This window comes from Neoaquamicrobium sediminum (assembly GCF_013240295.1).
GTDB lineage: Bacteria > Pseudomonadota > Alphaproteobacteria > Rhizobiales > Rhizobiaceae > Aerobium > Aerobium sediminum.
In genome coordinates, this window is the sequence record NZ_JABETK010000002.1 from 1012921 (window position 1) to 1026929 (window position 14009).

Here is a 14009-nt window from a genome sequence, read left to right on the forward strand (position 1 = left end):
TCCCTTGAGACGTTGTTGGTCGCAGCAAAGATCGTGCACCGGCATGGGATGCGCAAGCATGCTTCGGGCGACACACGCCGTTCACTTACCGGCGACGGTTGCAACCGGCCGGCAGGCTCGCTACATGGCCGGCCATGAAGGTCAAGGACGCAGACATACTCATCATACCGGGCTACACCAATTCGGGGCCCGACCACTGGCAATCGCGCTGGGAACAGAAGCTGTCGACCGCCCGCCGCGTCGAGCAGGCCGAATGGTCTAAGCCGGTGCGCGACGACTGGGTGGCGACGACGGCCCGTGCCATCGACGAGGCCGATCGCCCAGTCGTGCTGGTCGCCCATTCGCTCGGCATCCCGACGGCAATCCATGCGCTTGCCGAAAGCGGCAAGGCGGTGGCCGGCGCGTTCTTCGTCGCCCCGCCCGATGTCGCCAACCCGGCGATCCGACCGAAGCACCTGATGACGTTCGGCCCCTACCCGCGCGATCCGCTGCCGTTTCCGTCTATCACCGTTGCCAGCCGCAACGACCCGTTCTGCAAATTCGAGGTTGCCGAGGACATTGCGGCCGCCTGGGGTTCGCTATTCATCGACGCCGGCGAAGCCGGTCACCTCAACGCGGAATCAGGCCACGGCCCGTGGCCGGAAGGCTCGCTTACTTTCGCGCATTTCATGTCCAGGCTCTGAGCGCTATTTGATCGATGCCTTTGCCGCGTCGATCAACGTGCTCGCGCCGAGCGCCATATAGCGCGCCTCGTTGCCCATCGCGATCAGCCTGAATCCCATTTCGAGATAACGGCCGACAAGCTGCGGATCGACGACGTAGATCGCCGCGTGCTTGCCGGCGGCGCGCGTGCGCCTGCCGATCTCGCCGATCGCCTGCATCATGTCTTCGAGGCCGGGGTTCATCGTTTCGCCATTGCTCCAGGCGATCGAAAAGTCGGACGGCCCCACAAGCACCCCGTCGATGCCCGGCACGGCCAGAATGTCGTCCAGGATGGCGAGTGCCTCGCGCGTCTCGATCATCGCAAGCGCAAGCGTGTCGGAATTGGCATTGGCCAGCCAGGCCGCCGAATCGGCAGTCTTTCCGCGCGACATCGCATAGGTCGGCCCCCAGGAGCGTTGGCCGACCGGGGGATATTTCATCGCCGCCGCGAAGAGCCTCGCATCCTCCAGAGAATTGACCATCGGCGCAATGACGGCTTCGGCCCCGAAATCGAGCGCGCGGCTGGCCATGTCGAACCGCCCCACGGGAATGCGCACAAGGCCCGGCTTGCCGGCCGCCGTGATCGGCAGCAGCGCACGCAGCACGCTGTCCTCATGGTGCCCGCCATGCTGCATGTCCAGCGTCACCGCATCGAATGGCCCGCCGGCCAGAGCCTCCACGGTGAAGGCGTCGGGAACGCCGGACCAGGCGGTGAATACGGTTTCGCCTGCTGACAGGCGCGATGCGAGCGACATGAATGAGAAATCCTCGTGGCGTGGGCCCCGATTGAACCAGATCGCCGACCACTGGGCAAAGAAAAACCGCCCGGCAGGCGGGCGGTTCTTCATGCATCGCAATCGTGGTTCAGGACTTGCGGACCTGTTCGACCGCCTGATCGAGCAATTCGTCCATGGTGCGGCGAATCTGGTGATCCGACTGGTCGACACCCGCGTCGTCGAAATCCTTGCGGACCTTGCGGAAAACGTCGTGATCGCCGGCTTCCTCGAAGTCCGAGTTGATCACTTCCTTGGCATAGGCCTCGGCGGCGTCACCCGTCTTGCCCAGCTTCTCGGCCGCCCATAGGCCCAGCATCTTGTTGCGGCGGGCCATGGCGCGAAACTTCAGTTCCTCGTCGTGGGCGAACTTGTTTTCGAATGCTTTCTCGCGGTCGTCCATGCTGGCCATGGGGCATCCTCCGGCTGGGCGTCGAATCCGGACGCCGAATTATGTTCCCGTTCCTCAAACCAAATGGCTGCCCGCGGTCAATACGCAGTTGGTCTTCGCCGCTGCGGCATTTGGCGTTGGATAGGTCGACAGCCGGGGAAATGCCGATTGAGGAAACCGTGTGATTGCGCTAGAGAGCCGCTATATTCCGCAAGCCCGAGCCACGCGGGCCTCGCAACAGGAGCCCTGCCCCGCACGGCTCGCAAGACAGAGATCGCCATGAACCGTCGCCGACGCATTTACGAAGGCAAGGCAAAGATCCTCTATGAAGGACCCGAGCCTGGCACCCTGATCCAGTTCTTCAAGGACGACGCCACCGCCTTCAACAAGAAGAAACACGAAGTGGTCGACGGCAAGGGCGTGCTCAACAACCGCATTTCCGAGCACATTTTCACCCACCTCAACCGCATCGGCATCCCGACTCACTTCATCAAGCGGCTCAACATGCGCGAGCAGTTGATCAAGGAAGTCGAGATCGTCCCGCTCGAGGTGGTGGTGCGCAACATCGCCGCCGGCTCCCTCGCCAAGCGGCTGGGCATCGAGGAAGGCACAGTTCTGCCGCGCTCGATCATCGAATTCTACTACAAGGCCGACGCGCTGGATGACCCCATGGTCTCCGAAGAGCACATCACGGCCTTCGGCTGGGCGAGCCCCCAGGAAATCGACGACATCATGGCACTCGCCATCCGCGTCAACGACTTCCTGTCCGGCCTCTTCCTCGGCGTCGGCATCCAGCTCGTCGACTTCAAGGTCGAGTTCGGCCGCCTCTACGAAGGCGACATGATGCGCATCATCCTGGCCGACGAGATTTCGCCCGATTCATGCCGTCTCTGGGATACCGCCACCAACGACAAGCTCGACAAGGACCGTTTCCGCCGCGACATGGGCGGCCTCGTCGAGGCTTATCAGGAAGTCGCCCGCCGTCTGGGCATCATGAACGAGAACGAACCGCCGCGCCCCACCGGGCCGGTGCTCGTCTCGTCCAAGCCTGACAAGGGCAGCGTCCACTAACCGCCGGGAAACGTGCAGATATGATCAAGGCCCGAGTGACCGTCACCCTCAAGAACGGCGTCCTCGACCCGCAGGGCAAGGCAATCGAGGGCGCGCTCGGCGCGCTCGATTTTTCCGGCGTCGCCTCAGTGCGCCAGGGCAAGGTCTTCGACCTCGAACTGGAAGGCGCCGACCGCTCCAAGGCCGAGTCCGACCTCAAGGCGATGTGCGAGAAGCTGCTCGCCAACACGGTGATCGAGAACTACCAGGTGGAGCTCGCTTAAGGTGAAAGCCGCCGTCGTTCTTCTCCCCGGCCTCAATCGCGACCGCGACATGATCGCGGCCTTGACCAAGATCGGCGGCAAGCCGCCCCGGACCGTCTGGCAGACCGACACCGAGATCCCGGATGTCGACCTGATCGTCATTCCTGGCGGCTTCTCCTTCGGCGATTACCTGCGCTGCGGCGCGATCGCCGCGCGCATGCCGTTCATGCGCGCCGTCGCCGAACAGGCGAAGCGCGGCGTCATGGTGATGGGCGTCTGCAACGGCTTCCAGATTCTGCTCGAAGCCGGCCTGCTGCCGGGTGCATTGATGCGCAATGCGTCCCTGAAATTCGTCTGCCGCGAAGTCAAGCTTCAGGTGGCAAACGCCAACACCGCCTTCACGAGCGGCTACGCACCGGGCCAGATCATCCGCTGCCCCGTCGCGCATCACGACGGCAACTATTTCGCCGATCCGGAAACGCTCGCCCGCATCGAAGGCGAAGGCCAGGTCGTGTTCCGCTATGCGGAGGGCACCAACCCGAACGGCTCGATCAACGACATTGCCGGCATCGTCAGCGCGACCGGCAACGTGCTGGGTCTGATGCCGCACCCCGAAAACCTGATCGAGGCCGCGCACGGCGGCAACGATGGGCGCGCGCTGTTCGAAAGCGTGCTGGGAGCCGCCGCGTGAAGTTGGCCGCCGGCGTCGCTGTTCTGACCATGCTCGCGCTGGCCGCCGGCTGCCAGTCGCAATCCAGCCAGCCAACTGCACCTGGTACGGGCAAAAGTGCCGCTCTTCGCAACATGGAGCAGGTGGCGATTGCGGCCCATCGTTGCTGGTTCGCCAGCGGCGATCCGACGTTCCGCGACTACAGCTTTGCAAACGAACTCAACTCGTTCAGCGGCAGGCCGCGCTTCCTGCTGGTTCCCAAGGGCAATTTCGGCGGCAAGCCGCTGCTGGTGGTTCAGGCGGAAGGTAGCGCCGGTGCTGTCACCACCTTCGGTCCGCTGCTTGAACAGCCGAACGGCTCGCGAATCGCGGGCGATGTGCGCCGCTGGTCCGGCGGCGACAGCGCCTGCGCCTGAAAACCTAATCCCAGATCGTCCGCCTGGCTTCCCTTGCCGCATCGGGTCGCGAAACGCCGATGTCCCTCAACTGCGCATCGGTCATCTCGAGCAACAGGCGACGGCTGCGCTGACGCTCGGCCCGAAAGCTGATCTCACGTATCGCGCGCCAGAAGGCGCCGGCGGCCCGGCGCAGATAGTCCTGCCTCCAGCGGCGCAGAGTGACGATCTCCGACACATTGTCATTCTGCATTGAATGAATTGTCTTCATTGTACCATTCCTCGGTCCAAGCCGCGTTTGATGGCCCGAAGCGGTATTTGGATTGACTCTTTAAGGGGTGCAATATACGAAATTGACACCATGACAAATTGGCTCCCCGACCTGTCGAACGGTTCCGGCCCGCTCTATGCACGGCTCGCCGACCGCATCGAGGCCGATATCGGCCAAGGCGTCCTGCCGTCTGGCGCCAAGCTGCCGCCGCAGCGCGACCTCGCCTACGATCTCGGGGTGACAATCGGAACCGTCGGTCGTGCCTACGGTCTGCTGCGCGAGCGCGGGCTCGTCAGCGGCGAGGTCGGGCGCGGCACATATGTTCTCGGCCATGGCGAACCCGATGCGGTTCCAATACCGATCTCCTTGGGTGGCACACGCAGCGCCGTTCCCGGCGAAGACAAGCTGCGCATGGACAGCACCGCAGCGCCCGAGGTGGGCCAGGCATCGATCATCGGCGAGCTTGGTCACCAGATCGTCCGTCAGTATCCTGATGCCATCGTGAACTATGTGCGGGCCCCTGCTCCCGATTGGCTCGACGCGGGAACCCGCTGGCTGGCCACGGGCGCGTGGCGGCCATCGCCGGATACGATCGTTCCTACGCTCGGTGGGCATGCGGCAATCCTGGCCGTCATCGCCACCGTGACGGCGCCGGGCGACCGGATTGCCTTCGACCAGCTCACCTATTCGTCGATCGCGCGCAGCGCCAACCTCATCGGCCGGCGCATCGTCTCCATCGGTGCTGATGGCGACGGCACAGACCCCGGCGATTTCGAAAGGCTCTGCGCGCAGCAGCACCCGAAGCTGGCCTTCCTGATTCCCGGTCTGCACAATCCGACCCTCACGGTCATGCCCGAAAGCCGACGGCGCGAGATCGTTGAGATCGCTCGCAAGCACAATGTCTGGCTGGTGGAAGACGCCATCTACGCGGCCCTGCTCGTCGATCAACCGGTCTCGATCGCCGAATTGGCCCCGGAGCGTACGTTCCACGTCGGCGGCCTGTCCAAGACGGTGGCGGCAGGCGTTCGTGCCGGCTGGGTCGCGTGCCCGCCCCATCTCGCTCCACGCGTGCAGGTCGCCTACAAGATGCTGACGGGCGGAAACCCGTTCCTGATGATCGAGCTAGCCGCGCGCCTCGTGCTCTCCGGTCAAGCCGATGCAATCCGCTCCCGCGTCGCGGCAGAGCTTCAGCTACGCGAAAAGCTCGCCCGCGAGCGCCTTGCCGGTCACGACTTTGCCTCCCACGGTCACGCGCCGTTCCTGTGGCTGAAGCTGGCGGAGCCATGGCTGTCCGGAACCTTCCGACAGGCTGCCGCCAACGAGGGTGTGCTGATCGACGACGAGGACGAATTCAAAAGTGGCCGCACCGAACAGGTTTACCATCGTGTGCGCGTCGGCTTTTCGTCGCTGCCGCGTGCCGACGCCGAGGATGGCTTCAATCGGCTGCGCTCGCTGCTCGACAATCCGATGGCGGGTTACGACAGCTACGGCTGAATGCCCCGCACCCAGACGCTGCAATTTCTGCGGTTTTCGACGTTTTTCGTCTCCAGATGGCTGTATCCTTGCAGCCGCACGCGCTATGGGGAGCCCTGAGACTCATCAGGCCTTCTCACCGGAACCGACCGCTGCCTATGACCATCCCCAACGACGTCAAGATCACGCCGGAACTCGTTGCCGCACACGGCCTCAAGCCGGACGAATATCAGCGCATCCTCGACCTGATCGGCCGCGAGCCGAGCTTCACGGAGCTGGGCATCTTCTCGGCGATGTGGAACGAGCACTGTTCCTACAAATCCTCGAAGAAGTGGCTGCGGACCTTGCCGACATCCGGGCCGCGCGTCATCCAAGGCCCGGGTGAAAATGCCGGCGTGGTCGACATCGGCGACGGACAGGCCGTGGTCTTCAAGATGGAGAGCCACAACCACCCCTCCTACATCGAGCCCTATCAGGGCGCGGCCACCGGCGTCGGCGGCATCCTGCGCGACGTGTTCACCATGGGCGCGCGCCCGGTCGCTGCTATGAACGCACTGCGCTTCGGCGAGCCTGACCATCCCAAGACCCGGCACCTCGTTTCCGGAGTGGTCGCCGGCGTCGGCGGCTACGGCAACTCGTTCGGCGTGCCGACCGTAGGCGGCGAAGTGCAGTTCGATGCCCGCTATAACGGCAACTGCCTCGTCAATGCCTTCGCCGCGGGCCTCGCCGACACAGACGCGATCTTCTATTCGAAGGCATCGGGCGTAGGGCTCCCCGTTGTCTATCTCGGCGCCAAGACCGGCCGCGACGGCGTCGGCGGCGCGACGATGGCTTCGGCCGAATTCGACGAATCCATCGAGGAAAAGCGCCCGACGGTGCAGGTGGGTGATCCGTTCACCGAAAAATGTCTGCTGGAAGCCTGCCTCGAGCTGATGGCCTCCGGCGCGGTCATCGCCATTCAGGACATGGGTGCGGCCGGGCTGACCTGCTCGGCTGTCGAGATGGGCGCCAAGGGCGACCTCGGCATCCGTCTCGATCTCGACAGGGTGCCGGTCCGCGAGGAGCGCATGTCGGCCTATGAGATGATGCTGTCGGAAAGCCAGGAGCGCATGCTCATGGTGCTGCGGCCGGAAAAGGAGCAGGAAGCCGAAGCGATCTTCCGTAAATGGGGTCTCGATTTCGCGATCGTCGGCGAGACCACCGACGATCTGCGCTTCCGTGTGTTCCATCAGGGCGAGGAAGTCGCCGACCTGCCAATCAAGGAACTGGGCGACGAAGCGCCCGAATACGATCGGCCGTGGGTGGAGCCGAAGGTCCCTGCCCCGCTTTCGGGCGGCGATCTGCCGAATATCGACATCGCCGATGCGCTTCTCTCGCTGCTCGGCTCGCCGAACCAGTCGTCGCGCCGCTGGGTGTGGGAACAGTACGACACGCTGATTCAGGGCAACTCGCTGCAGCTCCCGGGCGGCGATGCCGGTGTAGTGCGCGTCGAAGGACACGACACGAAGGCGCTCGCCTTCTCGTCCGACGTCAATCCGCGCTATTGCGAGGCCGATCCTTTCGAGGGCGGCAAGCAGGCCGTGGCCGAATGCTGGCGCAACCTCAGCGCCACCGGTGCGCTGCCGCTTGCGGCGACCGACAATCTCAATTTCGGCAATCCCGAGCGGCCCGAAATCATGGGGCAGCTTGTGCATGCCATCAAGGGCATCGGCGAAGCCTGCCGCGCGCTCGAATTCCCGATCGTTTCGGGCAACGTCTCGCTCTACAACGAGACCAGCGGACGCGGCATCCTGCCGACCCCGACCATAGGTGGTGTCGGTATGATCGACGACTGGTCGAAGATGGCGCGCATCGGCTTTGCCGCCGAAGGCGAAGCCATCGTGCTGGTCGGCGCGCCTGGACCGTGGGGCGGCCATCTCGGCCAGTCCGCGCTGCTGCGCGACGTTCTCGGGCGCCGCGAAGGCCCGCCGCCGCCTGTGGACCTGGCCCATGAAAAGCGGGCGGGCGACTTCGTTCGCGAGCTGATCCGCAGCGGCATCGCGACCGCGTCGCACGACTGTTCAGACGGCGGACTCGCCGTCTCGCTCGCCGAAATGGCGATGGCATCCGGCATCGGCGCAGAGATCACCGCGCCGGAAGGCAATGCGGTCGAAGTGTTCTTCGGCGAGGACCAGGGGCGTTACGTGCTCACCATGCCCGAAAGCGCCTTCGCGGCGCTCGCCGCCGAACCCGGCATCGCCTGTGTGCGGATCGGCACGACGGCCGGCGCATCCTTGAAGCTCGGCATGGCGCGTGCCATATCGGTAGCAGAACTGAAGACGGCGCACGAAGGCTGGTTTCCGGCTTTCATGGGGCAGTAAACGGGGTATTTGCAATGGCAATGGACGCGCACGAGATCGAACGGCTGATCAAGGAAGGCATTCCGGACGCCGTCGTCACGATCCGCGATCTTGCCGGCGACGGAGACCACTATGCCGCCGAAGTCGTCGCCGAAAGCTTCCGTGGCAAAAGCCGCGTGCAGCAGCACCAGATGGTCTACGAAGCGCTGAAAGGCAACATGGGTGGCGTTCTGCATGCCCTGGCCCGCAGACCAGCATACCCGACTGAACATTGCGCCCCGCACGCTTGTGCAATAGATAGGGGCAAGCCAAACATTCCGCCGGGCCTTGAACCCGGCCAGAAAGGACGAGCCAGATGAGCGAGATCGCCGGTTTCATCGACAACGAAGTCAAGAGCAACGACGTGGTACTCTTCATGAAGGGCACGCCAGGCTTCCCGCAGTGCGGCTTTTCGGGTCAGGTAGTGCAGATCCTCGATTACCTCGGTGTCGACTACAAGGGCGTCAACATTCTGACGTCTGACGAACTTCGCCAGGGCATCAAGGACTATTCCAACTGGCCGACGATCCCGCAGCTTTACGTGAAGGGCGAATTCGTTGGCGGCTGCGACATCATCCGCGAGATGTTCCAGGCCGGAGAGCTTCAGGGCTTCATGACCGAAAAGGGCGTCACCGTCCGCGGCGCAGCCTGACGCGCCACTAACATATCCGAATCCCGGTTTCCGGGGTTCCACGACGAGTATGCGCCGGCCCGCCGGCGCATTTCTTTTTCGATCATCGTCTGGAACAATTGCTATGGACCAAACAGCCTCGACGGCGCCAACGCCGGCGCTCGCCATCCCGCGCTGGGAACTTATCGCCATCGCCGCCGGGCTCATGGCTCTCAATGCGCTCGCCATCGATATCATGCTGCCGGGCCTGCAGGAGATCGGCGCCAGCCTGGGCGTCGCCGATGAAAACGCGCGCCAGTACGTCATCACCGCCTACATCACCGGTTTCGGCCTCGCCCAGCTTTTCTTCGGTCCGATCTCCGACCGCTTCGGGCGCCGCACACCGCTGCTTGTGGGCCTGTTCGTGTATGTCGGGGCGGCAGCAGTCTGCGTCTTCGTGCCCAGTTTCGCCGGCCTCTTGGCGATGCGTTTCATTCAGGGCCTGGGTGCTGCCTCGACCCGCGTCATCGCGATGTCGGTCGTTCGCGACGTCTATGGCGGTCGCGCCATGGCCGAAGTGATGTCGCTGGTTTTCATGGTGTTCATGATCGTGCCGGTGATCGCCCCGGGCATCGGTCAGGTCATCATGCTGTTTTCAGAATGGCACATGATCTTCGTATTCATGACGGTCATGTCGCTTGCGATCACGCTTTGGGTGCTCTTCAGGCTACCCGAGACCCTCCATGACGAATTCCGCCGGCCGTTTACGGCCAGGGTGATTGCCGACGGTTTCCGCATCGTGCTCACCAACCGCCCCGCGATCTGCTACACGATCGCACTCACCGCGATTTTCGGCGCGCTGTTCGGCTTCATCAATTCGTCCCAGCAGATCTATGTGGGGATTTACGACGTCGGCGCGATGTTCCCGGTCTATTTCGCCGCCGTTGCCGGGCTCATGGCAGTCTCGTCGTTCCTCAATTCGCGGCTGGTCGGCCGTTTCGGCATGCGGCGGCTTGCACACGGCGCCTTGCTGGGCTTCACGGCAGTGACGGCGTTTGCCTTCGTGCTGACCCTGTTCGGCTCGATGCCGTTGTGGGCCTTCGTGACGATTTTCGCGCTGGCTATGGTCCAGTTTTCGTGGATCGGCGCGAACTTCAACGCGTTGGCGATGGAGCCGCTGGGCCATGTCGCCGGCACGGCATCATCCGTCCAGGGCTTTCTGCAGACGGTCGGCGGTGGGCTGATCGGGGCGACGATCGGCCAGGCGTTCGACGGCACGGTCATGCCCATGGCGGCAGGCTATTTCTTTGCCGCCGCCTTCGCGCTCGTCATGGTGCTGATCGCAGAGAAGGGGCGGCTGTTCCAGTCCCAGAATCCGCCAGTTTAGCTGCTGCCGAGCGCAGCGAAATCGAACAACGTGCGGTCGAGCAGATGGCTTGGCCGCACATGGCCGAGCGCCCGGATCATCGTGTCCTTGCGCCCCGGCATCCGGCGTTCGATATCCTCCAGCATCGCTTTCATCGCGTTGCGCTGCAGCCCGTCCTGGCTGCCGCACAGGTCGCAGGGAATGATCGGGAACGCCATCGCCTCGGCGAATCGTGCCAGATCCGCCTCGGCGCAGTAGGCGAGCGGTCGCAGGACGGTGAGGTCTCCCTCGTCATTGACGAGCTTGGGCGGCATCGCTGCCAGCCGCCCGCCGTGAAAGAGGTTGAGGAAAAACGTCTCCAGAATGTCCTCGCGGTGGTGTCCCAGCACCAGCGCGGCGCAGCCCTCCTCGCGCGCAACACGGTAGAGATGTCCTCGTCGCAACCGCGAGCACAGCGAACAGTAGGTGCGGTTTTCCGGGATCTTGTCGGTGACGATGGAATACGTGTCCTGATACTCGATCCGGTGCTCGACCCCGATGGAGGTGAGGTAATCCGGCAGGATGTGCTTGGGAAAATTCGGCTGCCCCTGATCCAGATTGCAGGCCAGAAGCTCGACCGGCAGCAGCCCCCGCCATTTGAGATCGAGCAGGATCGCCAGCAGGCCATAGGAATCCTTGCCGCCCGAAAGCGCCACCAGCCAGCGTTCGCCCGGCTTCACCATCGAGAAATCTTCGAGAGCCTGTCGCGTATCGCGCAGCAGCCGCTTGCGCAGCTTGTTGAACTCGACCGACGATGGCGCGTTGCGGAACAAGGCGAAATCGGCCGTTCCGCCGTCGTCCGGTTCGTCTTGCTTCACTTTGAGCGTCTGCATCTCGCCTCGGGGCCTGTTTGCTGATTGGGCCACAAAGCACAGCCGTCCGCGCCGTGCAACGCGCGAGACGGTTGTTGCGGGGATAGCTGGCCGCTGTTAAGAGCCCCCGACGAAGCCTCTGGAAACAAATCCCGCATGGCCAAAGCACCGCAATCCCCCGCCCTGTCCGTCATCGTGCCGGTGCTCAATGAGGAAGACGCGATTCCCGCGTTCCTCCAGCGCACCGTGCCGATTCTGGAGGCGGTTTGTCGCGACAGGCTCGGCGGACGTCCTTATGAGATCGTCTTTATCGACGACGGCAGTTCGGACGACACCGCCCGCATCGCGATCGCGGCCGGCGAACGCAATCCGTCCATCAAGCTTATTCGCCTGTCCCGGAGCTTCGGTAAGGAGGCTGCTCTGGCGGCAGGGTTGAGCCATGTTGACGGCGATGCCGTGATCCCGATGGACGTGGACCTGCAGGATCCGCCCGAAGTCGTTCCTGCCATGGTGGAAGCCTGGCTCGAGGGTGCGGAGGTCGTCAACGGCGTACGCTCCAGCCGGCGCGAGGACACCTGGTTCAAGCGTTCGACCGCCAGGCTTTTCTACAGGCTCTACAACGCGGCTTCCGACATTCCCATCAAGCGCAATGTCGGCGACTTCCGGCTGCTCGACCGGGCTGTAGTCGATGCATTGAACACGCTCGCCGAAGGGTCCCGTTTCACGAAGGGGCTCTATTCCTGGGTCGGCTATCAAAATGTCGATGTCGAATATGAGCGCCCTGCCCGGCTGCATGGCGAAACCAAGTGGTCGTACCGCCGGCTGATCCGCTTCGCGCTCGACGGGCTGATCGCCTCGACCACCGCTCCACTGCGCATCTGGAGCGTTGCCGGGCTGCTGATCGGCCTCTGCGCCTTCATCTACGCAGGGTTTCTCGTCGTCCGCACGATGATCTGGGGTGCAGACACACCGGGCTACGCCTCGACCATGGTCGTCATACTGCTCCTCGGCGGCCTCAACCTTCTGTCGCTGGGCATCATGGGCGAATATGTCGGCCGTATCTCGCAGGAGGTGCGCGGCCGGCCGCTCTACGTCGTGCGCGACGTGCACGGCATCCCGTCTTCTGAAAAGCGCAGGCCGCGTGCAAGGGTCCGCAAATCGGAGAAACAGAGCGAACGATAGACGGCTGGCCGAGGCGATGTCGCAGGCTGACGGGTCGAGACCCTCAACCTTCCGAGGCAGGTGCCGGCGTCTCGGGGTAGCGAAAGAAAACGGTGTAACCCCAGCGCGACGGCCCTCCCGCACCTTCCACCGCGGGAATGGTCAGCTCGGCAGTTGAATCGACACGCCCCAGAAGCCCCCGCGGCGGCGGCATCGCAACCACTTGCGTCCGATGGCGCACGGCAGATGAAGGCGGCGCCCTGGCGCTCGATGTCTGCCTGCGTCACCCACGGCGATGTATCGAGGTTGCCCTCGACCGCGTAAGGCGTGTCGGAAGCGTAGAAAGACAGGCTGTTGGCCAGGAAATCGACCGGCGATGCTGCAATAGCAAGCCGTGAGCCCGTTTCCTCATGCCAGCGCTCCTGCACCATGCCGGCAAGCTCGGCAACCGGCTCCACGGTATTGGACGTCGCGCGCTCCAGCAGGTCGCCACGCAGCCATGGTGTCGCAGCCGCCATGGCTGCGCAGAAGACGATCACTGCAGCGGGCGCCGCATACCAGATATGAACGGCGTTGCCCGGCGCGACCGCAAGCGCGAGCAGTATCGGCACGGTGAAGAAGAACGGTATCACCCACAGCGAGGACAACTGCGCACTGAGCACAAGAGCGAAAACGATGGTCAGCACGAGCGAACCGGGGCCGATGAAAAGCAGCGCACGCCCCTGCACGGTCGCAGGCAGGCCGCGCCAGCCTTTCGGCATCGAGAGGATCGCCCGGCCGGGCCGTTTGCGCCAGTAGAGAAGCGCGACGATCACGCCAGGCAGCGAATAGAGCAGGAAGGCGATGAAGAAGTCCGCAGCACTGCCCACCGCGGATATGAAGGTTCCGTCGCCCTGCTCGGCGGCGTAGCTAACGGTCCGGAAGCCCGATTGAACCACCCACCATGCATGGGGCGCGACTACGAGCGCACCGACTGCCGTCGCTGCCCACGGCAGCGCCGTCTTCAGCAAGGGCCTCGTCTCGCGATCCCAGATCATGTGCGCGGCAAGCGCGGCAGCGAGCACCAGCGAGTGATATTTCGCCAGCATCGCCAGCCCGCAGAACAGCCCAGTCAGGCAGGCGTCCAGCAGTCGCTGCTGCTCGATCGTCCGCAAATAGAACAGGAATGCCAGCGTCCAGAAGGGCATCATGCCCGCATTGGCGTTGTAGTCCAGCGCGCGAAAACTGAGCGGCGGCATCACGAAAATCATAGCTACCGCGATGACCTGCTGCCATTCCGTCAGGAACCGTCGCGACACGAGCCACATCGCCCATGCCGTCACGGCCATGTTCACGGTCGAAAGAAGATAATAAGCCGCGTTGGTGCGCGGAAATATCTCGAACCAGAGCGCCGTGATCCAGCCGAAGAGCGGCGGATGCTTCTGGTATCCGAGCTGCCAGGTGATGCCCCAGGCAAAATTCTCGACCATGTCGCCGTGGCGGTCGAGATTGTACTGGGCGAAGTCGCGCTGGATTGTCCAGAAGCCGACATAAACGGCCAGCAGGATCAGCACCCACAACGACACACCGCCCGGAGGGCTCGAAAGCCCTCGGGCGCCGATGGCGGAGACCGGTTCGGTGCGTGGTTCCGCCATCGATTGTCCTTCGCTTGAGGG

15 protein-coding genes and 1 pseudogene are annotated in these 14009 nt (G+C 63.8%); 11 read left to right on the forward strand and 5 right to left on the reverse strand.

The genetic code is table 11. The annotated features are described in order from the left end of the window. Nucleotides 1–134 precede the first annotated feature (134 nt). Nucleotides 135–683 carry an RBBP9/YdeN family alpha/beta hydrolase gene (locus tag HK436_RS16875; protein WP_173191623.1) on the forward strand — a complete coding sequence of 183 codons (549 nt, stop codon included), beginning with the start codon at nt 135–137 and terminating at the stop codon, nt 681–683. 3 nt (nt 684–686) lie between these two features. Here the strand turns inward: HK436_RS16875 and HK436_RS16880 are convergent, their stop codons facing one another. Beyond that, nucleotides 687–1457 carry an HpcH/HpaI aldolase family protein gene (locus tag HK436_RS16880; protein ID WP_173193561.1) on the reverse strand — a complete coding sequence of 257 codons (771 nt, stop codon included), beginning with the start codon at nt 1455–1457 and terminating at the stop codon, nt 687–689. Between the two features lie 109 nt (nt 1458–1566). Then, nucleotides 1567–1887, reverse strand: coding sequence for a DUF1476 domain-containing protein (locus HK436_RS16885; RefSeq protein WP_173191625.1), 321 nt, complete (start codon nt 1885–1887; stop codon nt 1567–1569). 258 nt (nt 1888–2145) lie between these two features. Here HK436_RS16885 and purC point away from each other — a divergent pair, with 258 nt between their 5' ends. From purC to HK436_RS16905, 4 genes are read left to right on the forward strand one after another with little or no spacing between them, the layout of a single operon-like run. Next, a complete protein-coding gene (gene purC / locus HK436_RS16890) occupies nt 2146–2937 on the forward strand; it encodes a phosphoribosylaminoimidazolesuccinocarboxamide synthase (RefSeq protein WP_173191627.1) in 792 nt (263 codons plus the stop codon). Nucleotides 2938–2957: 20 nt separating this feature from the next. Beyond that, nucleotides 2958–3200, forward strand: coding sequence for a phosphoribosylformylglycinamidine synthase subunit PurS (purS, locus tag HK436_RS16895; protein WP_173191629.1), 243 nt, complete (start codon nt 2958–2960; stop codon nt 3198–3200). 1 nt (nt 3201) lies between these two features. After that, nucleotides 3202–3870, forward strand: coding sequence for a phosphoribosylformylglycinamidine synthase subunit PurQ (purQ, locus tag HK436_RS16900; protein ID WP_173191631.1), 669 nt, complete (start codon nt 3202–3204; stop codon nt 3868–3870). A 29-nt stretch (nt 3871–3899) separates the two neighbouring features. Continuing rightward, nucleotides 3900–4265 (forward strand): hypothetical protein, encoded by a 366-nt coding sequence (locus HK436_RS16905; RefSeq protein WP_173193563.1) that lies wholly within the window; start codon nt 3900–3902, stop codon nt 4263–4265. 4 nt (nt 4266–4269) lie between these two features. Here HK436_RS16905 and HK436_RS31490 read toward each other — a convergent pair whose 3' ends face one another. Continuing rightward, nucleotides 4270–4515 (reverse strand): DUF1127 domain-containing protein, encoded by a 246-nt coding sequence (locus tag HK436_RS31490; RefSeq protein WP_244649008.1) that lies wholly within the window; start codon nt 4513–4515, stop codon nt 4270–4272. Between the two features lie 90 nt (nt 4516–4605). On the opposite strand from HK436_RS31490, the gene HK436_RS16915 reads away from it, so the two are divergent. The 5 genes and pseudogenes from HK436_RS16915 to HK436_RS16935 all read left to right on the forward strand — a co-directional run bounded on the left by HK436_RS16915 (nt 4606) and on the right by HK436_RS16935 (nt 10363). Next, nucleotides 4606–6009, forward strand: coding sequence for an aminotransferase-like domain-containing protein (locus tag HK436_RS16915; protein WP_173191633.1), 1404 nt, complete (start codon nt 4606–4608; stop codon nt 6007–6009). Between the two features lie 137 nt (nt 6010–6146). Then, nucleotides 6147–8348, forward strand: coding sequence for a phosphoribosylformylglycinamidine synthase subunit PurL (gene purL / locus HK436_RS16920; RefSeq protein WP_173191635.1), 2202 nt, complete (start codon nt 6147–6149; stop codon nt 8346–8348). A gap of 14 nt (nt 8349–8362) precedes the next feature. After that, nucleotides 8363–8590, forward strand: a pseudogene (locus HK436_RS16925) (BolA/IbaG family iron-sulfur metabolism protein); the annotation flags it as partial. Between the two features lie 92 nt (nt 8591–8682). Next, on the forward strand, nt 8683–9018 hold the full coding sequence (gene grxD, locus HK436_RS16930) for a Grx4 family monothiol glutaredoxin (protein WP_173191637.1): 336 nt from the start codon (nt 8683–8685) through the stop codon (nt 9016–9018). A 103-nt stretch (nt 9019–9121) separates the two neighbouring features. Continuing rightward, complete coding sequence (locus HK436_RS16935; RefSeq protein ID WP_206680534.1) at nt 9122–10363, forward strand: multidrug effflux MFS transporter; 1242 nt, start codon at nt 9122–9124, stop codon at nt 10361–10363. On the opposite strand, the gene ttcA is transcribed toward HK436_RS16935, so the two are convergent. Continuing rightward, nucleotides 10360–11214 carry a tRNA 2-thiocytidine(32) synthetase TtcA gene (ttcA, locus tag HK436_RS16940; protein ID WP_173191641.1) on the reverse strand — a complete coding sequence of 285 codons (855 nt, stop codon included), beginning with the start codon at nt 11212–11214 and terminating at the stop codon, nt 10360–10362. The two genes, HK436_RS16935 and ttcA, sit on opposite strands and share 4 nt — an antisense overlap. A gap of 135 nt (nt 11215–11349) precedes the next feature. Here ttcA and HK436_RS16945 point away from each other — a divergent pair, with 135 nt between their 5' ends. Beyond that, on the forward strand, nt 11350–12375 hold the full coding sequence (locus HK436_RS16945) for a glycosyltransferase family 2 protein (RefSeq protein WP_173191643.1): 1026 nt from the start codon (nt 11350–11352) through the stop codon (nt 12373–12375). Here HK436_RS16945 and HK436_RS16950 read toward each other — a convergent pair. Beyond that, nucleotides 12282–13988 carry a glycosyltransferase family 39 protein gene (locus HK436_RS16950; protein ID WP_173191645.1) on the reverse strand — a complete coding sequence of 569 codons (1707 nt, stop codon included), beginning with the start codon at nt 13986–13988 and terminating at the stop codon, nt 12282–12284. The genes HK436_RS16945 and HK436_RS16950 overlap by 94 nt on opposite strands. Nucleotides 13989–14009 lie beyond the last annotated feature (21 nt).